This is a genomic window from Massilia sp. WG5 (assembly GCF_001412595.2).
Classification (GTDB): Bacteria; Pseudomonadota; Gammaproteobacteria; order Burkholderiales; family Burkholderiaceae_D; genus Telluria.
Map to the genome: position 1 here is coordinate 116,165 of NZ_CP012640.2, position 20,736 is coordinate 136,900.

The 20,736-nt window shown below is 68.5% G+C and carries 14 protein-coding genes; 4 read left to right on the forward strand and 10 right to left on the reverse strand.

Going from position 1 to position 20,736, the window contains the following annotated elements:
* Positions 1-58: 58 nt before the first annotated feature.
* Positions 59-997, reverse strand: coding sequence for a DMT family transporter (locus AM586_RS00655; protein WP_047825608.1), 939 nt, complete (start codon positions 995-997; stop codon positions 59-61).
* A gap of 164 nt (positions 998-1,161) precedes the next feature.
* Between AM586_RS00655 and AM586_RS00660 the strand changes: the two genes are divergently transcribed.
* Positions 1,162-1,629, forward strand: coding sequence for an Lrp/AsnC family transcriptional regulator (locus AM586_RS00660; protein ID WP_047825607.1), 468 nt, complete (start codon positions 1,162-1,164; stop codon positions 1,627-1,629).
* Positions 1,630-1,680: 51 nt separating this feature from the next.
* A complete protein-coding gene (locus AM586_RS00665; protein WP_052234012.1) occupies positions 1,681-4,986 on the forward strand; it encodes a PAS domain-containing protein in 3,306 nt (1,101 codons plus the stop codon).
* 3 nt (positions 4,987-4,989) lie between these two features.
* Here AM586_RS00665 and AM586_RS00670 read toward each other — a convergent pair whose 3' ends face one another.
* The 8 genes from AM586_RS00670 to AM586_RS00705 all read right to left on the reverse strand — a co-directional run bounded on the left by AM586_RS00670 (position 4,990) and on the right by AM586_RS00705 (position 16,243).
* Positions 4,990-6,291 (reverse strand): SGNH/GDSL hydrolase family protein, encoded by a 1,302-nt coding sequence (locus tag AM586_RS00670; RefSeq protein ID WP_047825606.1) that lies wholly within the window; start codon positions 6,289-6,291, stop codon positions 4,990-4,992.
* 167 nt (positions 6,292-6,458) lie between these two features.
* Entirely contained in the window at positions 6,459-7,478 is a 1,020-nt protein-coding gene (locus tag AM586_RS00675; RefSeq protein ID WP_047825605.1) for an NADP-dependent oxidoreductase, read from the reverse strand.
* A gap of 23 nt (positions 7,479-7,501) precedes the next feature.
* Positions 7,502-8,350 (reverse strand): phosphoserine phosphatase SerB, encoded by an 849-nt coding sequence (gene serB / locus AM586_RS00680; RefSeq protein WP_047825604.1) that lies wholly within the window; start codon positions 8,348-8,350, stop codon positions 7,502-7,504.
* Between the two features lie 7 nt (positions 8,351-8,357).
* Positions 8,358-11,816 carry a transcription-repair coupling factor gene (gene mfd / locus AM586_RS00685; RefSeq protein WP_047825603.1) on the reverse strand — a complete coding sequence of 1,153 codons (3,459 nt, stop codon included), beginning with the start codon at positions 11,814-11,816 and terminating at the stop codon, positions 8,358-8,360.
* 15 nt (positions 11,817-11,831) lie between these two features.
* The gene (locus tag AM586_RS00690; RefSeq protein WP_047825602.1) at positions 11,832-12,836 is read right to left on the reverse strand and encodes an HDOD domain-containing protein; all 1,005 of its coding nucleotides are present in this window, start codon (positions 12,834-12,836) and stop codon (positions 11,832-11,834) included.
* Positions 12,837-12,916: 80 nt separating this feature from the next.
* Entirely contained in the window at positions 12,917-13,183 is a 267-nt protein-coding gene (locus AM586_RS00695) for a hypothetical protein (RefSeq protein WP_047825601.1), read from the reverse strand.
* A gap of 96 nt (positions 13,184-13,279) precedes the next feature.
* Positions 13,280-13,672 (reverse strand): hypothetical protein, encoded by a 393-nt coding sequence (locus AM586_RS27920; protein WP_156328229.1) that lies wholly within the window; start codon positions 13,670-13,672, stop codon positions 13,280-13,282.
* A gap of 204 nt (positions 13,673-13,876) precedes the next feature.
* Positions 13,877-16,243: a penicillin-binding protein 1A gene (locus AM586_RS00705; protein ID WP_047825600.1), complete on the reverse strand. Its 2,367-nt coding sequence runs from the start codon at positions 16,241-16,243 to the stop codon at positions 13,877-13,879.
* A 194-nt stretch (positions 16,244-16,437) separates the two neighbouring features.
* On the opposite strand from AM586_RS00705, the gene AM586_RS00710 reads away from it, so the two are divergent.
* Entirely contained in the window at positions 16,438-18,693 is a 2,256-nt protein-coding gene (locus tag AM586_RS00710; RefSeq protein ID WP_047825599.1) for an OPT family oligopeptide transporter, read from the forward strand.
* Positions 18,694-18,706: 13 nt separating this feature from the next.
* Here the strand turns inward: AM586_RS00710 and AM586_RS00715 are convergent, their stop codons facing one another.
* Positions 18,707-19,642 carry an NAD-dependent epimerase/dehydratase family protein gene (locus AM586_RS00715; RefSeq protein ID WP_047825598.1) on the reverse strand — a complete coding sequence of 312 codons (936 nt, stop codon included), beginning with the start codon at positions 19,640-19,642 and terminating at the stop codon, positions 18,707-18,709.
* A gap of 136 nt (positions 19,643-19,778) precedes the next feature.
* Between AM586_RS00715 and AM586_RS00720 the strand changes: the two genes are divergently transcribed.
* Positions 19,779-20,681, forward strand: coding sequence for a LysR substrate-binding domain-containing protein (locus AM586_RS00720; RefSeq protein ID WP_047825597.1), 903 nt, complete (start codon positions 19,779-19,781; stop codon positions 20,679-20,681).
* Positions 20,682-20,736: the final 55 nt, after the last annotated feature.

The window sequence follows — 20,736 nt, forward strand, 5'->3', positions numbered from 1 at the left end:
TTCCGGCGGCGGCCGGCTCGGCATTTACAGGCTGTTACACCTGTTCACTTTCCGAAACTCAGGCGAGGCGGCGCCGGCTGGACAGCGCCACGGCCACCAGGATCATGCCGAAACCGGTCACGTGGTACAGGTGCGGCGCCTCGCCCAGCAGGGGCCAGGCCGCCAGCGTCGCGAAGAGCGGGATCAGGTACACCGCCATGCTGGCGCGCGCCGGGCCGGCCACCGCCACCAGGCGGTCGAAGCAGAAATAGGCGCCCAGGCTGGGAACGACGGCGAGGAAGGCGAGCGCCAGGTACAGGCGGCCGTCGCCGAAGTTCGGCACGTCGCCGCTGAGGGCTTCGACCGCCGCGAACGGCGCCAGCACCAGCGCGCCGCCGCCGATCAGGGCGGCCAGCTTGACCGTGCCCGGCAGGGGCGGCAGCGGCACGCGCTTGTTGAACACCGTGTACAGCGACCAGCCGATCGCCGCCAGCACCACCCACAGGTCGCCGCGGCCGAATTCCAGCTGGCCGAGCGCGGCGAGCTTCCCCTTCGACAGCACCACCAGCACGCCGGCGATGGCGACCGACAGGCCCGCGGCCTGGCGGCGGCCCAGCGGCGCCTTCCATACCAGGCGCTCGACCAGGGTGACCAGGGCCGGGCAGGCGGCCAGGATGATGGCGACGTTGGCGGCGCCGGTGTGGCGCGCGCCGATGTATTGCGGTGCAACAGCCATGCCCATGCCGAGCGTGGCCAGCAGCAGGATGCGAGGCCAGCTGGCGAGCAGTGTGCCGCGCAGCGCCCACATGCGCGGACCCACCGAGGGCATCAGGATCATGAAGGCCAGGGCCCAGCGGCCGAAGGCGAGGAATACGGGGGGAATCGCCGCGCCCTGCGCCCAGCGTGCGACCACAAGGTTGGCGGCGAACAGCGCGGGGGTCACCAGCATGAGGGGCAATTCGGCATTGAAGGCGGCGCCCTGGACGCCAAGTCCACCGCGGGATACTGCTTCCGACACAACAAGACTCCTGAAGAAAACGCCCGGAAATCATACTGCAGCGCACAAAAAATGTGCTTCTGTTCCGTCCGCCAAAATGCCGGTATATGGAAGATTCTTTTGTGGTTCGGCTAAAATGCGAAAGAACTATCTTTCACTTTGCCCGTATTGACAAGGAAACACATATGAAGGACGGCCAGCTCGACGATATCGACCGCCACATCCTGCGCACCCTGAGCCGCGACGGCCGCATCAGCAACCAGAAACTGGCCGACACCGTCAACCTGTCGCCGACGCCCTGCTGGCACCGCGTCAAGGCGCTCGAAGACGCCGGTTTCATCACCGGCTACGCGGCGGTGTTCGACCAGCGCCGCATGGGCGTGCCGGACACCGTGATCATCGAAGTCACGGTCGACCGCCACGACGACGAGATCCTGCAGGCCTTCTCGGCCGCCCTGGCCGAGCTGCCGGAAGTGATCGAAGCCTACCTGCTGTCGGGCGAGTACGATTACCTGATCAAGGTGGCGGTGGCCGGCACCGAGGGTTACGAGAGCTTCCTGCGCCAGAAGCTGTACAAGCTGCCCGGCGTGCGCCACACCCGGTCGACCTTTGCGCTGCGCTGCCTGAAGCGCTCGCCTTCCGTGAATCCTTGAGGCCGCACGGCAACAAATCGCAGCCCAACAGGGAATCGGTAGAATGAGCGCATGCCGCTCTCCGACGACGACCACCGGCGCCTGTTCGACGCCTCGCCGAATCCCTACCTCGTCCTCGACCGCCAGCTGAACATCGTGTCCGCCAACCAGGCCTACCTGGCGTCGACGCAGCGCGAGCTCGACGACATCGTGGGGCGCTGGATCTGGGATGCCTTTCCCACCGATCCCGAAACCCAGCGCCAGCAGATGGCCTCCTTCGAACGCGTGCTGTGCAGCGGCCGGCCGGACACCATGGCGCTGCTGCGCTACGACATTCCACGCCCGGCGGCCCGCGGCGGCGGCTTCGAGACGCGCTACTGGACCATCACCCACGTCCCCGTGCCCGGCGCCGACGGCGAAGTCGAGCTGGTGCTGCAGCATCCGATCGACGTCACCGAGATCGAAGGCATGGGCCACGGCGTGCCCGAATCGCCGGACCCGCCGTCGGCGGCGCTGGCGGCCGGGCAGAGCGGCCTGATCGACCGGGCGCGCCAGGTGGGCCAGGCCAACCTGCACCTGCAGGCCGACCTCGACCGCCTGACAGCCCTGTTCCAGAAGGCGCCCGGCTTCATGGCCGTGCTGCGCGGCCCGCGTCACGTCTGCGAGTTCGCCAACGAGGCCCTGCACGCGCTGCTGGGGCGCCGCGACTACCTCGGCAAGCCGCTGCCGGATGCGCTGCCCGAGCTGGCCGCGCAAGGCGTGTTCGAACGCCTGGACCGGGTCTACGCCAGCGGCCTGGAGTTCGTCGGCTACGGACTGCCGGTGCTGCTGCGGCGCCCCGGCGCGCAAGAGCCCGAACGGCGCTTCATCAACCTGATCTACCAGCCGATCGTCGAGAAGGGCGCGGTCGCCGGCATCTTCGTCGAAGGCTCCGACGTCACCGAGCAGCACCTGGCGCGCGCCCTGGTCGAGGAACAGGTGGAGGAACTGCGGCGCGCAGAGCGCAGGCTCGGCTTCCAGCTCGAGCTGGCCGACCGCCTGCGGCCGCTGGCGTCGAGCGTCGAGGTGATCGAGGCCGCCAGCGCGCTGCTCGGGCAGCACCTGCGGCTGGCGCGGGTGGTGTTCGCGGAAGTCGATCCCGATTCGATGGCGGTGACGATCCGGCGCGACTGGTGCCGGCGCGGCATGGCCAGCGTGGCCGGCATCGAGACCACGCTGGACGACTTCGGGCCCGGCATGGCCGACGAGCTGCGCGACAACCGCAACGTGCTGGTCTGCGATACGCGCAGCGACCCGCGCACCGCCGGCCATGCCGCGGCCTACGAAGCGGTGGGCGTGCGCGCCCACCTGAGCATTCCGCTGACCAAGGGCGGCAGGATGCGCGGGGTGCTGAGCCTGCACGACTCGGCGCCGCGCGACTGGCCGCTGGACGAATTGCGGATGGCCCAGGATATGGCGGAACGGACCTGGGCCGCGGTCGAGGCGGCGGGCGCCCAGGCCGAGCTGCGCGCCGAGCGCGACCAGTCGCAGTACATCTTCGACACCATGAACGAAGGCTTCGCCCTGATCGATCGCGACTGGACCATCGTGCGCATGAACGCATCCGGGCTGCAGCTGGTCCAGCATACCGCGGACGAGGTGATCGGGCAGAATCACTGGAAGGTGTTCCCGGAGGCCGCCGGCACGGCCGTGGAAAGGATCTGCCGCACCGTCAAGGCCGGCGGCAGCGCCGACAGCGTCGAATACCCCTATCCCTTGCCCGAAGGTGGGATGCGCTGGATGGAAGTCAGGGTGTTCCCGGCCCTGCACGGCGGGCTGGCGACCTTTTTCCGCGACGTGACCCTGCGGCGCAACGCCCAGGACGCCTTGCGCCGCACCGCCGAGAACCTGCGCTTCACCCTCGACGCCGCCCGCCTCGGCGACTGGGACCTGGACCTGCGCACCGGCGAGTCGCGCTGCTCGCTGCGCCACGACGAGTGCTTCGGCTACCGCGAACCGGTGCCGGCCTGGAGTCCGGCGGCCTTCTTCGCGCACCTTCATCCGGACGACCGCGCGCGCGTCGAGCGCGAGTTCCGCGAGGCCATGGGAGCGGACCGGATCTGGCGCACCGAGACCCGCGTGATCTGGCCGGACGGCAGCGTGCACTGGCTGGCCGTGCAGGGTACGGTCTACGTCGAGAACGGCGAGCCGCAGCGCATGGCCGGCATCGTGTTCGATATCAGCGAGCGCAAGAACGCCGAAGAGCAGCTGCGCCTCGAGGCCCACCGCAAGGACGAATTCCTGGCAATGCTGGCGCACGAGCTGCGCAATCCGCTGGCGCCGATCGGCGCCGCCGCCGACCTGCTGGTGATGGGCGGCCTGGAGCCGGCCCGGATGCGCCGCACCAGCGCCATCATCACGCGCCAGGTCGGCCACATGACCAGCCTGATCGACGACCTGCTGGACGTCTCGCGCGTGACGCGCGGGCTGGTGACGCTGGAGAAGGAACCGGTGGACGTGAAGGCGGCCGTGGCCGACGCGGTGGAGCAGGTGCGGCCGTTGATCGAGGCGCGCCGCCACCGGCTCGAAGTCCACCTGGCGCCCGAGCACGCGCTGGTCGAGGGCGACCGCAAGCGCCTGGTGCAGGTGCTGGCCAACCTGCTCGGCAACGCCGCCAAGTACACCCCCGAGGGCGGCCGCATCGTGCTGGAGACGGAAGCGGAGTCGGTGCCGGCTTCCGGACGCGTGGTCCTGTGCGTGAGCGACAACGGGATCGGCATGACGGCCGAGGTGCAGCGCGCCGCCTTCGATTTGTTCACCCAGGCCGAGCGCACGCCGGACCGTTCGCAGGGCGGGCTGGGCATCGGCCTGGCCCTCGTGAAGAGCCTGGCCGAGCTGCACGGCGGCACGGTGCACGCCCACAGCGACGGACCGGGCAAGGGCAGCCGCTTCACGGTCCGCCTGCCGCGCATGCCGGAGCGGCGCAGCGGATCGCCCGCCGGGCGGACCGCGCTGGCCGTGCGCGAGGCGCTGCCGGCGCCCGAGCGCAAGCGCCTGGTGCTGGTGGTGGACGACAACGTCGACGCCGCCCAGCTGCTGGCGATGGTGCTGGAAAACCTCGGCTGCCAGGTGCTCGTCGAGCACGACCCGCACCGCGCGCTGGAACTCGCCGCGGCGCGCAGGCCCGAGGTCTGCATCCTCGACATCGGCCTGCCCGACATGGACGGCAACGAGCTGGCGCGGCGCCTTCGGGCCCAGCCGGCGACCCGGGATGCGCTGCTGATCGCCGTGACGGGCTACGGCCGCCCGCAGGACCGCGAGCAGGCGCTGGCGGCCGGCTTCGACCACCACCTGGTCAAGCCGGTCGACGTGCATCGCCTGCTGGAACTCCTCGCCTGAGCGCTAGCCTGCGGTAAACAGGCTCAGCGGTACCGCCTGCGCGATCGCCGCGTAGCCGGCGTCGTTCGGATGCAGGTGGTCACCGCTGTCGTAGGCCGGCCGCAGGCGCGTCGGGCGGGCCGGGTCGCGCAGGGCGAGGTCGGTATCGACCACCGCATCGTAGACGCCGCTGCCGCGCATCCAGTCGTTGAAACGCTTGCGCACCGATTCGCGCGCCGTGTTGTAGTAGGACAGGCCCTCGAAGGGCGTGAGGGTCGCGCCGATCGCCAGCAGGCCCGCGGCATGCGCGCGCGCCACCAGCTGCTGGTGGCCGGCGACCAGGTTCTCGACCGGGATCGGACGCGCGGCGGCGCTGAACAGGATGTCATTGATCCCGATGAGTACGAACAGCCAGCGCGCGCCGGCGGTCGCCAGCACGTCGCGGTCGAAGCGCTCGAGGGCGCGCCGGCCGGACAGCGGGGTGGTCGCGAATTCCGTCAGCAGGCAGTTGCCGGCGATGCCGCGGTTGGCCACGCCGATGTTCCCGGCCGTGCCGAGCTCCAGCTGCAGGCGGCGCGCCAATGCGTCCGGCCAGCGCCGGTTGGCGTTCTCGGTACTGGCCTGGCCGTCGGTGAGCGAGTCGCCGAGCGCGACCACGGCGGCGGACGCCGACAGGCCGGAATAGGCGCCGCTGACCTCGACCCCGGTGAGGAAGGGCCAGCTCGGGATGGTGCGCTGGACCGGAAAAACGCCGTTGGCGCTGCGGTCGCCCGCGGTCGAGACATAGCTGGTCTGGCGCGCCAGGCTGTGCAGCGTGGTCACGCGCGCGGCGCCCGGCAGGTAGAGGCTGACGGCGAGGTCGGCGAAGGGCGGCAGGTTGAAGCTGGCCGGATCCGACAGCACGGCGGCGCCCGCCGCAATCGTCACCGCGGCGCGCCCGCCGAACAGCAGCTGGCGGTCGGTGCCGGCCACGGTGCCGGAGGCGCCGGCGCGCAGGGCGATGCGGGCCGCGCCGATGCTCAATGGCGCGCTGCCCATCTCGTTCGAAATGCGGATGCGCGCCCGGCTGCCGCCGACGCTGGCGTGCACGATCAGGCGCAGCGTCTGGCTCGACAGGCTCATCGCCGAGCCGGACAGCGGCGGGCCGGCCGGGGCCGCGCCCCAGGTGGCGACCCAGCGCTCGGCGGCCTGCGCGAGCGACCCCGCCGAGGGCAGGGCGAGCGCGGCGGCGAGCGCCGGACCGCCGAGGAGGAAGTCCCGCCGCGGCAGGCTGGCGGGGGCATCCGGACGGGCAAGCCCCTTGCGGGGAAGTCGAGTCGCATTCATGGTCGGCTCCTGAGAATCGATGAGCGGTGGTCCGTGCATCGATTCTATGCGGGCCGGATGAATGAGCGACGCTGGGCGTAGAGGGTGGTTTGCGGCAGCTCTAGGATCGTGCGATTAAAGCGAGCTGTTCCACAACCTTGCGGTTCGAGCGGAGGTGTTACCCGGCCTCATACGCGCACCAGCAGCTTGCCCAGGTTTCGCCCATCGAACAGGCTGGCCAGTGCCGCCGGCAACTGCTCGAAACCGTCGACGATGGTCTCCTGCGAGACGATCTCGCCGCGCTTGACCCAGGGCGAGACCACCTCGAGCATTTCGCCCATCCGCGCGGTGAAGTCGCGCGCCAGGATGCCCTGGATGGTCGCGCGCTTGAAGAGCATGTGCTGCAGGAAGCGCGGCGCCAGGTCCGGCGTGTCGAGGCCGCCGTCGTATTGCGCGATGGCGCCGCAAATGACGATGCGGGCGCGGAGCTTGATCAGCGGGATGACGGCGTCGGTCACCATGCCGCCGACATTGTCGAAATAGATGTCGACGCCGCCGGTAAGCGCCTCGATCGCGGCGCGCAAGCTCTCCGCCGTCGTATGCGCGCGGTAGTCGACCGCGGCGTCGAGGCCCAGGGTGTCGGTGAGAAATGCGCATTTCGCGGGACCGCCGGCGATACCGACGACGCGGCAGCCGGCTCGCTTGCCGAATTGCGCGACCAGGGAGCCGACCGCGCCGGCGGCGCCGGAGACCACCAGCGTGTCGCCCGGCCGTGGCTTGCCGGCCTCCATCAGCCCGAACCAGGCGGTGCGGCCCGGCATCCCGAGCACGCCCAGCGCCGACGTCACCGGAGCCGTCTCGGGATCCAGCCTGGTCAGTTCGCTTTGGTGGCACTTGGCGTACAGCTGCCAGCCGCTGTAGGTCGACACCCAGTCGCCTTCCGCGAAGCCGGCGGCGTTCGAAGCGACGACCTGGCCGACCACGCCGGCACGCTGGACGATGCCGAGCGGATGCGGAAGGTCGTAGGTGTTGCGCTCCGCCTGCTGGATGCGCATGTACGGGTCCACGCTGATATAGCGGGCACGCACCAGCACCTCGTTGATCGCCAGCTCGTCGCTTATTTCGCTTTCATTCAGGACGTAATGTTCGTTGCCGACGCGGCCGTCCGGCCGCTTGGCGTAGATCCATTGGCGGTTTTGATGAATCATGGGAATTTTCCGAAAAATTTAGATTACTGCAGGATGGCCAGCAAGCCATCCAGCCCGGTGAAATTCAGCGCGACATCGGCCTGCGCCCGCACCACCGGCTTGGCGCGGAAGGCCAGCGACAGCCCGGCGATGCCCATCATCCTGAGGTCGTTGGCGCCGTCGCCCATCACGATGGCCTGGCGCGGCTCGATGTCCATTCCGGCGCACACGCGCTGCACGGTGCGCATCTTTTCCTCGGCATCGACGATGCCGCCGACCACGCGCCCGGTCAGCACGCCGCCTTCCGCTTCCAGCACGTTGGCGTGCACATGGTCGAGCTTCAGGCGGGTCTTGAGGCGCTCGGTGAAGAAGGTGAAGCCGCCCGACACCAGCAGGGTCTTCAGGCCGGCCGCCTGCACCGTTTCCAGCATCGCCTCGCCGCCCGGCGAGATGCGCAGGCGCTCTTCGTAGACGCGCTCCAGGGCGTCGACCGGCAGGCCCTCCAGCAGGGCCACGCGGCGCTTCAGGCTTTCCGAGAAATCCAGCTCGCCGCGCATCGCGGCTTCGGTGATCGCCGACACCTGCGGCTTCAGGCCCTGCATGTCGGCGATCTCGTCGATGCACTCGATGGTGATCAGGGTCGAGTCCATGTCCATCGCCACCAGCCTGAAATCGGCCAGGGTCCGGTCGGCGTCGATGAAGGTGGCGTCGACGCCGGCCGCGTGGGCGGCGGCGTCCACCTGCGCCCTCAGCGCCGGCGTGAATGCGAAGCCGTCGCAGCGCAGCGCGTGCGCGTGGATGGGGGTGGTCGATTGCGGGTTCGCCAGCGCAGCGATGTGCGCGAGCGCGGCCTGGCCGGCCGCCGGGCTCTGGAGTATCAGTTTCGTGGACATGGCGGGATTACGCTAATAGTTGTTTGATGGTTTGCTTGACCTGGTTCACGCGTGCCGGCAGGTCCGGCATCGCGGCCGTGATGCGCAGCTTGTCCTGGCCGGCCAGCTTGATGTGGCGGTTCTTCTGGATCAGCGTGATGATCCTGATCGGGTCGATCGGCGGCTTCTCCATGAACTGCAGGCTGGCGCTCTCCGCATGTGCATCGATCTTGACGATGCCGACCTGTTTCGCGGTGATGCGCAGGCGGTGGGTCTCGATCAGGGCCTTCACCGCGTCCGGCAGCTTGCCGAAACGGTCGATCAGCTCTTCCTGCATGTCGTCGATGCGGTCCTGGGTCTCGCAGTTCGCCAGGCGCTTGTAGATCGACAGGCGTTCGTGGACGTCGCCGCAGAAGTCGGCCGGCAGCAGGGCCGGCACGTGCAGGTTGATCTCGGTGGTCGAGGACAGCGGCGCGGCCAGGTCCGGCTCGCGGCCGGCCTTCAGCGCCTTCACCGCCTCGTTCAGCATGTCGGAGTAGAGCTGGAACCCGATCTCCAGCATTTCGCCGGACTGGTTCTCGCCCAGCACCTCGCCGGCGCCGCGGATCTCGAGGTCGTGCATGGCCAGGTAGAAGCCGCTGCCCAGCTCTTCCATCGCCTGGATCGCGTCGAGGCGGCGCTGCGCCTGCTTGGTCATGTTCAGGGCGTCGTTCACCAGCAGGTAGGCATAGGCCTGGTGGTGCGAACGGCCGACCCGGCCGCGCAGCTGGTGCAGCTGGGCCAAGCCGAATTTATCGGCGCGGTGCATGATGATGGTGTTCGCGGTCGGCACGTCGATGCCGGTCTCGATGATGGTCGTGCACAGCAGGATGTTGAAGCGCTGCGCCACGAAATCGCGCATTACCGACTCCAGCTCGCGCTCGTGCATCTGGCCGTGGGCCACGCCGATGCGCGCCTCCGGCAGCAGTTCGCGCAGCATGGCCAGGCGGTTCTCGATGGTCTCGACCTCGTTGTGCAGGAAGTAGACCTGGCCGCCGCGCTTCAGTTCGCGCAGCACCGCCTCGCGGATGATCGAACCGTCCTCGGAACGCACGAAGGTCTTGATCGCCAGGCGCTTCTGCGGCGCGGTGGCGATCACGGAGAAGTCGCGCAGGCCCTCCAGCGCCATGCCCAGGGTACGCGGGATCGGCGTCGCCGTCAGGGTCAGCACGTCCACCTCGGCGCGCAGGGCCTTCAGCGCCTCTTTCTGGCGCACGCCGAAGCGGTGCTCCTCGTCGATAATCACTAGTCCCAGGCGCGTGAACTTCACGTCCGGCGACAGCAGCTTATGGGTGCCGATCACGATGTCGACGGTGCCGTCGGCCATGCCCTTGATCGCGTTGTTGATCTCCTTGCCGGTGCGGAAGCGGGACAGCTCGGCGATCTTGACCGGCCAGTCGGCGAAGCGGTTGGCGAAGGTCTGCGCGTGCTGCTCGGCCAGCAGGGTGGTCGGGGCCAGGATCGCCACCTGCTTGCCGCCCATGACGGCGATGAAGGCGGCGCGCAGCGCGACCTCGGTCTTGCCGAAACCGACGTCGCCGCACACCAGGCGGTCCATCGGGCGGCCCGAGGTCATGTCCTTGATGACGTTGGCGATCGCCTCGGCCTGGTCCGGCGTCTCGTCGAAGCCGAAGCTCTGGGCGAAGTTCTCGTAGTCGAGGCTCGAATACTCGAAGCTGTGGCCCTGGCGCGCGGCGCGGCGGGCGTACAGGTTCAGCAGCTCGGCGGCGGTGTCGCGCACCTGTTCGGCGGCTTTTTTCTTGGCCTTGTCCCACTGGCCGGAGCCGAGCGTGTGCAGCGGTGCGTCTTCCGGCGAGGCCCCGGAGTAGCGCGAGATCACATGCAGCTGCGACACCGGCACATACAGCTTGGTCTCCTTGGCGTATTCCAGGTGCAGGAACTCGGTATCGCCTTCGCCCAGGTCCATGCTGATCAGGCCCATGTAGCGGCCGATGCCGTGATTGATGTGCACGACCGGGTCGCCGATCTTCAGCTCCGACAGGTCGCGCACCATCGACTCGACCTGCGAGCTGGCTTCCTGCTTCTTCTTGCCGGCGCGGCGGCCGGTGCCGGCATACAGCTCGGTCTCGGTGATGAAGACCAGGCGGCCGCTCGCGGCTTCCAGCAACTCGAAGCCCGCCTGCAGCGGGGCGACGCCCAGCGTTATCCTGGCGCCGCTCGCGCGCAGGCCTTCGAAGCCCTCGATCGGGGCCAGGTCCAGCTTGTATTCGTTGAAGTACTGCTGCAGGGTCTCGCGGCGGCCGTTCGACTCCGCGCAGATCATCACCCGCAGGTCGTCGCCCTGGGTCACCCGCATCAGGTAAGAGCGCAGGTTGGCCAGCGGGTCCTCGAGGCGGCGGTTGACGGCGATGTCGGGGACCGGCGCCGACAGTTCGGAGGCCGCCGTGCCCGCGTCGCGGGCGATGACCCAGCGACCGTGCGGCTTGGCGCAGACGAAGAAATCCTCGGCGCCGAGGAAGATCTCCTTCGGCTCCAGGATCGGACGCTCGCGGTCGGCCTTCAGGAATTTGTAGCGCGATTCGGTGTCGGCCCAGAAGCGCTGGATCGCGGCTTCGATGTCGCCGACCAGGGCCAGCGGCGATTCGTGCGGCAGGTAGTCGAACAGGGTCGCGGTCTCGTCGAAGAACAGCGGCAGGTAGTATTCGATGCCGGCCGAGGCGATGCCGCTGCCGATGTCCTTGTAGACGGGCGAGCGGCTCGGATCGCCCTCGAAGCGTTCGCGCCAGCGGCCGCGGAAGGCGGTGCGGGCCGCCTCGTCCATCGGGAATTCGCGGCCCGGCAGCAGGCGCACTTCCTTGACCGGGTACAGCGAGCGCTGGGTGTCGGCGTCGAAGGTGCGGATGGTCTCGATCTCGTCGCCGAACAGGTCGAGGCGGTAGGGCAGCGCGGAGCCCATCGGGAACAGGTCGATCAGGCCGCCGCGCACCGAGTACTCGCCGGGCGACATGACCTGGGTCACGTGGCTGTAGCCGGCCAGGGTCAGCTGGGCCTTCAGCTTCGCCTCGTCGAGGTTTTCGCCCTGGCGGAAGAAGAAGGTATAGGCCGCCAGGAAGGAAGGCGGAGCCAGGCGCACCAGCGCGGTGGTGGCCGGCACAACCAGCACGTCGCACTGGCCGTTGCGGATCTCGTGCAGGGTCGCCAGGCGTTCCGATACCAGGTCCTGGTGCGGCGAGAACGCGTCGTAGGGCAGGGTTTCCCAGTCGGGCAGCAGGTGGCAGGCCAGTTTGCCGTCCGCAAACCAGGGAATCTCGTCGAGCAGGCGCTGGCCGTCGCTGGCGTTCGCCACGATCACGGTCAGCATCTGTTTGTTCGCCTTCAGCTCGAGCGCGGCGCGCGCCAGCGCGTAGGCGTCGGAGGAGCCGTGGAGCTGCGGCAGGGCAAAACGTTGTCCGGGTTTGGGGAGGTGTTTTTTCAGGTCGAAAGGCATGGGGAGAATTATATGTCAGCTCATGCGCTCAGCCGGCGCAAGCCGTTCGAACGCGCGCGCGGCCTCGGCGCCCAGGCCTGCCAGCGCCGGATCGTCGTGCGCCAGCATGCCCGCGTCCAGCAACAGGCGCAGCACCGCGACCCGTTCCGCGGCGCCCAGCGCACGCGCCAGCGGCTGGGCGGCCGAGGGCCCGTCGCCCTGCGCGCCCAGGATCGCCGCGGCGATCGGCGGCGGCAACTCCCACTGCAGGGCAATGCGCGCCGACAGCGTGCGCGTGCGCGCCAGCAGGGCGGCGACGAAAGCCGGATCCTGGGGCAGGGCGTCGGCCTCCAGCACGCCGTCGAACAGGCGCAGCGCGACGATCACGCCGAGATCGTCCATCAGGCCCGCAAGGTAGGCTTCGAAGGGATCGGCGTTCAGGCCCGGCGCGAGCAGGCTGGCGGCCAGCGCGCATTGTTCGGTATGGCTCCAGATGCGCGGCGCGGCCTGCCGCGCATGGCGGCCGCCCTGCATGCCGATCAGCGGCCGGAAGGCGGCGCGGGCCAGCAGCATGCGCAGGCCGTTCCGGCCCAGCACCAGCAGCGCGGCGTCGATGGTGCGCACCTGGCTGGAGGAGCGGTAGAAGGGGCTGTTGGCTTCGCGGATCAGTTCCGCCACCAGGGCCGGGTCACGCGCCACCTGGCGCGCCAGGTCGGCGCTCGAGGCCGCTTCGTCGCGCAGGCTGCGCAGCAGTTGGGGAATGACTTCGGGGACGCGCGGGACCAGTCCGGCGGCGTCATGTGGATTGTCGATCAGGCGATCGAGTTCGTCCAGGACCAGCTGGGCATGCGCCCTGGCCGGCGCCGTGGGGGTGGCGGCGGCGCCGGCGGTGAGCCAGCGCCAGAAATCGGGGCCGGTTCCGGGCGCCTGCGTTGCGGCAGGCTCCGCGATGGACGCCGCCGGGACGGCTTCGGGCGCGGCCGACGCCGCGGGCGCCACGGCCTCGCCGCCGCCGAACAGCCGCGCAATCCAGTTTCTCATCGCCGAGCGCCCCTTTCATTCTCCAGGCGCCATTCTACCCGAGGGGCAGCCGCGAACCGGACCGGCGGCAGGTTTTGCGCTTACTGGCCGTTGGTGGTGGCCGGGCGCGGCGGCGTCGTGTCGTCGATCGCGCCGCTGCTGGCGCCGTTGCCGATGCCGCCGCCCGGCTGGCCGGTGCCGTTGGCATTCGAGTTGCCCTTGGCCGCCGCCGAGCCGGAGGCGGTCGTCGTGCCCATCGAGGAGCTGCCGGTCGCGCTGTCGCTGGAAGAGGAGGGGTTGGTCGAGCTGCAGGCGGCCAGGCTGCAGGCCAGCATGGCGCCGAAAAGTACGCTGTAGGTCGTCTTCATAGTTGATTCCTTATAGTAAACAATGGAAAGCGGCAAGCGGGCGCTGATGCCGGCCTGCCGCACATCGAAACGGTTCGAATCTTGCAAGGCTGCGGATCAGCGGGTGCCGGTGCCGGAGGTGCCGGTGGTCGTGGTGCCGGTGCCCGAGCTACCCGAGCTGCCGCTGCCGGTGGTGCCGGTGCCGGAGGTGCCCGAGCCCGAGGTGCCACTGCCGGTGCCCCAGTCGCCGCTGCCCGAGGTGCCGGTGGTGCCGCTGCTGCCCGAGCTGGAAGTGCCCGAGGCGCCATTGCCCGAGGTGCCCATGGTGCCCGAGCCGGAGGTGCCGGTCGCGCTGCTGCCGCTCGAGCCGCCTTCCATCGTGCCGCTCGAGGTCGCGCTCGAGGACGAGCCGCCGCTCATGTCGCCGCGCGACGAGCTGCCGGTCGAGCTGCAGGCTGCGAGGCTCATGGCCATCAGCGCAGCGACCAGAACGCCTTGATATGTTTTCATGATTCCCTCCTTATGTGGTGGATGACGTCATCATGGGGTTGGGCTCGGGTATCCAAAATAGGATGAGTACGTCCTGCTGCGTAGGACAAGGACGACGATCTTCTTCCAATTTTTCGCTAAAAGAAGTGCATTTGTCGCTATGTGTTCGGAAAAAGAAAAGGCCCCGCACATGGCGGGGCCTCTTTGGATCCTGGGCGGGCTGCCTCAGAACAGGCTGTTCTGGAGCTGGTTCGCCTGCTGTTGCTGCTGCTGGGGCGGCGGCGCGTTCGGGTCCGGCGGCGCGTTCGGATCGGCGGCCGGCTGCTGGTCGAGATCGATGCCGGTGAAGGTCGGGCTCTCGGCAAACTCGGTGTAGACCCAGTCGTCGTTCTCGCGCACCAGGCCTTCCGGCTGCGCACGTTCTTCCGGCGGACGCTTGGCCAGGGCCACGCGCATGTAGTCGATCCAGATCGGCAGGGCCAGGGTCGCGCCGAACTCGCGGCCGCCCAGCGACTTCGGATCGTCGTAGCCCATCCAGGCCACCGCCACCACATTCCCGCCGTAGCCCGAGAACCAGCCGTCGACCGCGTCGCTGGTGGTGCCGGTCTTGCCGGCGATATCGGTGCGGCCCAGGGCCTTGGCGGCGGCGGCGCCGGTGCCGTAGCGGGTCACGTCGCGCAGCATGCTGTCGGTGACGAAGGCATTGCGAGGGTCGAGCACGCGCTGCTCTTCCTGCGGCGCGGTGGGCGCCTTCGTTTCGGCGATCAGCTTGCCGTCGGCATCCTCGACCCGTGCGATCAGGTAGGGCTGGATCCGGTAGCCGCCGTTCGCGAACATGGCGTAGGCGCCGGCCATCTGCAGCGGCGTGACGGCGCCGGTACCGAGCGCCATCGTGTAGTTGGCCGGCTGGCGCGCGGCGTCGAAGCCGAACTTGCCGATGAAGTCATGCGCATAGGGCACGGAGATGGCGCGCAGCAGGCGCACCGAGACCACGTTCTTCGATTCCGCCAGCGCGCGGCGCATGGTGATCGGGCCGTCCCACTTGAAGTCGTCGTTCTGCGGCGACCAGGTCTTGCCGGCGTCCTCGCCCGGCATGTCGAGCGGAGCGTCGAGGATCCGGGTGGCCGGCGAATAGCCTTTCTCCAGCGAGGCCGAGTAGATGAAGGGCTTGAAGCCGGAACCCGGCTGGCGCCAGGCCTGGGTCACGTGGTTGAACTTCTGCAGGTTGAAGTCGAAGCCGCCGACCAGCGCGTGATAGGCCCCGGTGTTGCTGTCGATCGCGACGAAGGCCGCCGCCACCTGCGGCACCTGGGTGATGGCCCAGCCGCCCTTGGCGTCCTGCGCCACGCGGATGATCGCGCCGCGGGAAATGCGGCGCTCGTCCTTGGCGTTCGAGGCCAGCGCGCCCGCCGCGAACTTCAGGCCGGCGCCGCTGACGGTGACGTCGTCGCCGTCGACGGTCTCGACCCGCACCGATTTCGGCGAGGCCGACAGCACGACTGCCGGGATCAGGCCGTCGCTCGACGGGCGCTTGCCGAGCGCCTCGGCGATCGCATCCTCGCGGTCCTGCGGATCGTCCGGCAGCTCGATGCGGCCTTCCGGACCGCGGTAGCCGTGGCGCTGGTCATAGGCCAGCACGTTGCGGCGCACCGAGTTGTAGGCGGCTTCCTGCTCGGCCTTCAGGATCGTCGTGTAGACCCGGATGCCCTTGGTGTAGGCTTCGTCCTTGAACTGGTTGTAGACCGCCTGGCGCGCCGCTTCGGCCACGTACTCGGCGTGGGTGTCGAATTCCTGGCCGCGGGTGTTCACGCGCAGCGGCTCGTTCAGGGCTTTCTGGTACTGGTCTTCGCTGATGTAGGCCAGCTCGCGCATGCGCTTCAGCACCGCGTGCTGGCGCTCGCGCGCGCGCTTCGGATTCGCCACCGGATTGTGGCGCGAGGGGTTCTGCGGCAGGCCGGCCAGCATCGCCATCTCGGCCACGCTGAGCTTGTCGAGCGGCTTGTTGAAATAGGTGCGCGCGGCGCTGGAGAAGCCATAGGCGCGCTGGCCGAGGTAGATCTGGTTCATGTACAGCTCGAGGATTTCGTCCTTCGACAGGGCGGCCTCGATCTTGTAGGCCAGCGCGATCTCGTTGACCTTGCGCGTCAGGTGCTTTTCGCGCGACAGGAAGAAATTACGCGCGACCTGCATCGTGATGGTCGAGCCGCCGCCGGCGCCGAAGCCGTGGCGCAGGTTCGAATAGACGGCGCCGAGGCCGCGCTGGAAGTCGATCGCGCCGTGCTCGTAGAAGCGCGCGTCCTCGATCGCCAGCAGCGACTTCTTCATCAGGTCGGGGATCTTCTGGATCGGGACGAAGTCGCGGTGTTCCTCGCCGAACTCGCCGATCAGGACCTTGTCGGCCGTGTAGATGCGCAGCGGGATCTTGGGCCGGTAGTCGGTGACGGCGTCCAGCGCGGGGACGTTCGGCAGGACGCGGAACACGACATAGCCGACCACGCCGGCGACGCACAGCAGGATGAAGGCCAGGGCCAGGATGATAAAACCCTTGAGCGGGCTGATGCGGCGAGGGGTTTGCGGACTGGTAGTTGCCAAAACTTGAACTCTCTGATGACGGTCAGATGACCGGAAGGTCGCCGTGCCGACAGGGCGTAAACACGGTCTACCCCAAAATTATAATCCGCTTTTCTTCCACTACGGCATGTGCCATAGTTCCAGTTTAAGGGACCGCTAAGTGGGCCCTGCCGTCCAGCAACACGATACCCGCGCTTATTTGTATTAGGAACCACATGCCGTACGACCCGAATCCGCCCACCGTCAAGCCGTATATCCCGGCCTCCGCGCAACTGCCCGAGTTCACCCTGCGCGCCCTGATCATGGGGACGGTGCTCGGCATGGTCTTCGGCGCTTCCTCGCTCTACCTGGTGCTGAAGGTCGGCCTGACGGTCAGCGCCTCGATCCCGGTGGCGGTGATCGCGATCACCCTGTTCGGCATGGCGAAGAAGGCCGGCGGCCGCGAATCGACCATCCTCGAGAACTCGATCACCCAGACCGCCGGCTCGGCCGGCGAATCGCTGGCCTTCGGCCTGGGCGTGACCATGCCCGCCATCATGATCCTCGGCTTCGACCTCGAGATCTCGCGCGTCATGCTGGTCGGTATCCTCGGCGGCCTGCTGGGCATCCTGATGATGATCCCGATGCGCCGCACCATGATCGTCGACCAGCACCGCGAACTGAAATACCCGGAAGGCACCGCCTGCGCCGAGGTGCTGAAGGCGGCCGCCACGCCGTCCTCGCGCGAAGCGGCCGGCGAAATCCGCGCAGAAGGCTCGGACGAGGCCAGGGCCGCCCGCCAGCGCGCCTTCATCATCTTCGGCGGTTTCGGCCTCGGCCTGCTGTACAAGGTGCTGAACATCTCGCTCAAGCTGTGGAAGGATACCGTCAACTTCGTGTTCGGCGCGCCGCTGAAGGCCGGCTCGATCGGCGCCGAGATCTCGCCCGAGCTGCTGGGCGTGGGCTACATCATCGGCCCGCGCATCGCGATGACGATGGCGGCCGGCGGCGTGCTGTCCTATCTGCTGCTGATCCCGATGATCAAGTTCTTCGGCGAGCTCCTGAGCGTGCCGCTGGCGCCGGCCACGACGCTGATCAAGGACATGGGCCCGGACGACATCCGCAGCGCCTACGTGCTCTACATCGGCGCCGGCGCGGTCGCGGCCGGCGGCCTGATCAGCCTGGTGCGCTCGCTGCCGACCATCTGGAACGGATTGAAGGGCGGCCTGGCGGGCATCAAGTCGGGTTCGACCGGCGATGCGTCGCTGCGCACCGACCAGGACATCCCGCTGAAGTGGGTGCTGATCGGCTGCCTGGGCATCATCGCCGTGATCACCTTCGCCACGCCGCTGCACATGAACCTGCTGGGCGCGCTGCTGATCCTGGTGTTCGGTTTCCTGTTCTCGACCGTGTCCTCGCGCCTGACCGGCGAAGTCGGCTCGTCCTCGAACCCGATCTCCGGCATGGCCGTCGCCACGCTGCTGTTCACCTGCCTGATCTTCCTGGTGATGGGCTGGACCGGCGGGCGCTACTACGTGACCGCGCTGTCGGTCGGCGCCATCGTCTGCATCGCCGCCAGCAATGCCGGCACCACCTCGCAAGACCTGAAGACCGGCTTCCTGGTCGGCTCGACCCCGCGCCTGCAGCAGTATGCGATCCTGGCCGGCGCCTTCGCCTCGGCGCTGGTGCTGGGCCCGATCCTGCTGAAGCTGAACGACGCGGGCACCGTGTACGTGCCGGCCGCCCAGGTGGCGCCGCACGTCACCACCGACGCCTCGAAGCTGACCCAGAGCGCGCAGCTGCAGGGGCCGCAGGCCTCAAGTGACCACGCCACCTACAAAGTCTGGCAGAAGCCCGACACCGCGGGCGGCCCGGCCGGCAAGTACCTGGTGCGCGAGGACGGCTCGCTGGCCTACCTGGTCGACCCGGGCATCAACGGCCAGTTCCATACCCGTCCGGACGGCTCCGAAGTCAAGAAATACGACGCGCCCAAGGCCGTCCTGATGTCCTACATCATCAAGGGCATCCTCGACCAGCAGCTGCCCTGGACCCTGGTGCTGTTCGGCGTGATGATCGCCGTGGTGCTGGAAATGGCCGGGATCCAGTCGCTGGCGTTCTCGGTGGGCGTCTACCTGCCGCTGGTATCGACGCTGCCGATCGCGATCGGCGGCCTGGTTCGCTGGATGGTCGACCGCCGCAACAACACGCTGCCGCAGTACGCCGGCCTGAACGAAGAGGAATTGCAGGCCGCGGGCGACCGCAGCTCGGGCACGCTGCTGGCGTCCGGCTACATCGCCGGCGGCGCGCTGGCCGGCATCATCATCGCCATCACGGCGGGCGTGCTGACCGACTTCGACAACACGATGAACAAGTGGGCCGAAGCGGCGAACCCCTTCTTCGCGGGCGCGAGCGCGGATGCGCTGTCGATCCTGCCGTATGCGGCGCTGGTCGTGCTGCTGTACTGGATCGGGCGGGAGAAGGCGGCGAAATGATTGCCGGGCCGGGTTAGACGAAGGCCAGGTCGTGCTGGCGAATGGTGTGATCCAGCCACTCGTCCGTATGTCCGAAGCGGTAGCCCAGCGCCTTCGCGCGCGAGGTATCCAGCACCATCTTCCCGGGCATGTCGAATGGCGACAGCTGTCCCGGCTGCGCCGCCGGCGCCACGCGCCGCATGCGCACCGGTGACTCCAGCGCCTCGCCGACGCGCTGGTACAGCCGGGCGGCGGACAGCGCGCCGTCGCAGGCCGCATTCACCGGCCCGACGAAGTCCTGCATCCCGGTCCAGAACAGGAAGTCGGCCGCGGCATGCGCGGTCATGAAGGACACGTCCGCATCCTCGTTCGAATACTGCAGCGTCGCGCCGGCGCGCGCCAGCTCGACGTAGTGGGCCAGGCGCGCCGTGAAGTCTTCCGGTCCGCCCAGCACGTGGGCCAGGCGCGGCGTCACCAGCGGCAGCGAGCCGTCGCGCACCAGGTAGGCCTCGGCCTGCACCTTGCCCGCCACATAGCATTCGACCGCGCGGCGCGGGTCGTGCCAGGGATAGGCGGTGTCGATCGCCTGGGCGTCGACCGCAAGGTCGCCCTCGGCCAGCGCGGCGCCCGTCGGCCGGGCCTCGAAGCCGAGCACGCGATAGGCGTCGATGGTCGAGGTCATCACATAGCGCCCGACCTGGCCGGCGAAGGTGCGCACGGCGATCGCCGCGTCGAGCGGGCTGTAGCACATCTGGTCGTAGACGATATCGAAAGGACCGGCCTTGGCCAGGCCGCGCATCGCCAGTTCGTTGCGGCGGTCGGTGCGGATGCGCTGGATGCGGTCGCCGAAAGGATCGGGGGCATAGCCGCGGGTGGCGATGGTGAGGCGGTGGCCGGCGCGCAGGAGCCGCTGTACGAGCAGCCTGCCGATGAAACGGGTACCGCCGATCACCAGGATGTTCTTGGACATGGTTTTCCTTACGCTGCGCGCCAGAAGGGCTGGCGGTGTCGTGGTGAATCCGCTATATTTTGTATGCAGTGCAGCAATTGTTCAAACAAGAAAAAAACGGTGCGATGAATAAGAAAAACTTACGCATGGCGGTCCGATGAAACCTCTGCGCAGCCTCTCCGGGCTGATCGATTTCGAATGCGCCGCACGCTGGGGCAGTTTCAAGCTGGCGGCCCAGGAGCTGCACAAGACCCCGGCCGCGGTCAGCATGCAGGTCAAGCAGCTCGAAGAGGCGGTCGGCTTTCCGCTGTTCGTACGGCATCCGCGCCATATCGCCCTGACGGCGAAAGGCCAGGAGCTGGCGATCGCGGTCGGACGCACGCTCGGCGACCTGCGCGCGAAGGTTGCTGCCCTGCAGCGCGGCGACGAGGAAGCGATCCTGCGCATCTCGACCACGTACTCCTTCGCGATCAAGTGGCTGGTGCCGCGCATGCCGCGCTTTACCAAGCTGCATCCCGAACTCGACATCCGCATCGACTCGAACGACACCCCGGTCGACATGCTGGACGACGGCGTCGACGTCGCCATCCGCTTCGGCCCGGTCAAGGACGGCGACCCGGCCCTGCTGTTCCGCGAGCGCCTGGTGCCGGTCTACAGCCCCGAGCTCCTGGCCGGGAGCGAGGGCGAACTGCTGCTCGCCGACCTGGCGCGCTTCCCGCTGCTGTGCGAGCGCACGCCGGAGGCCTGGCTGCAGCTCCTGAACGAAAACCGCGCGCTGAAGGGCAAATATGACTTTTCGCGCACCTTCAGCCACTGGGGCGTGCTGGCCCAGGCCGCGGTGGCCGGGCAGGGCGTCGGCCTGGTGCCCTACGGGATCGCGTTCGAGGACATCGCCTCGGGCGCGCTGCGGGTGCTGCACTGCCGCAGCGCGCCATACGGGAGCGGCTACCGCTTCCTGGTGAATCCGCACAAGGAGGCGATGGCCAAGGTGCAGCAGTTCCGCGCCTGGATCGTCGCCGAGATGGAGGCGATGCGCAGGACGCTGGACGGGGACGCCTGAGGCGCGTCCTTGCGGATTTGCAGGTAGAATACGCAGCCGTCTTTCCAGGCTCCCG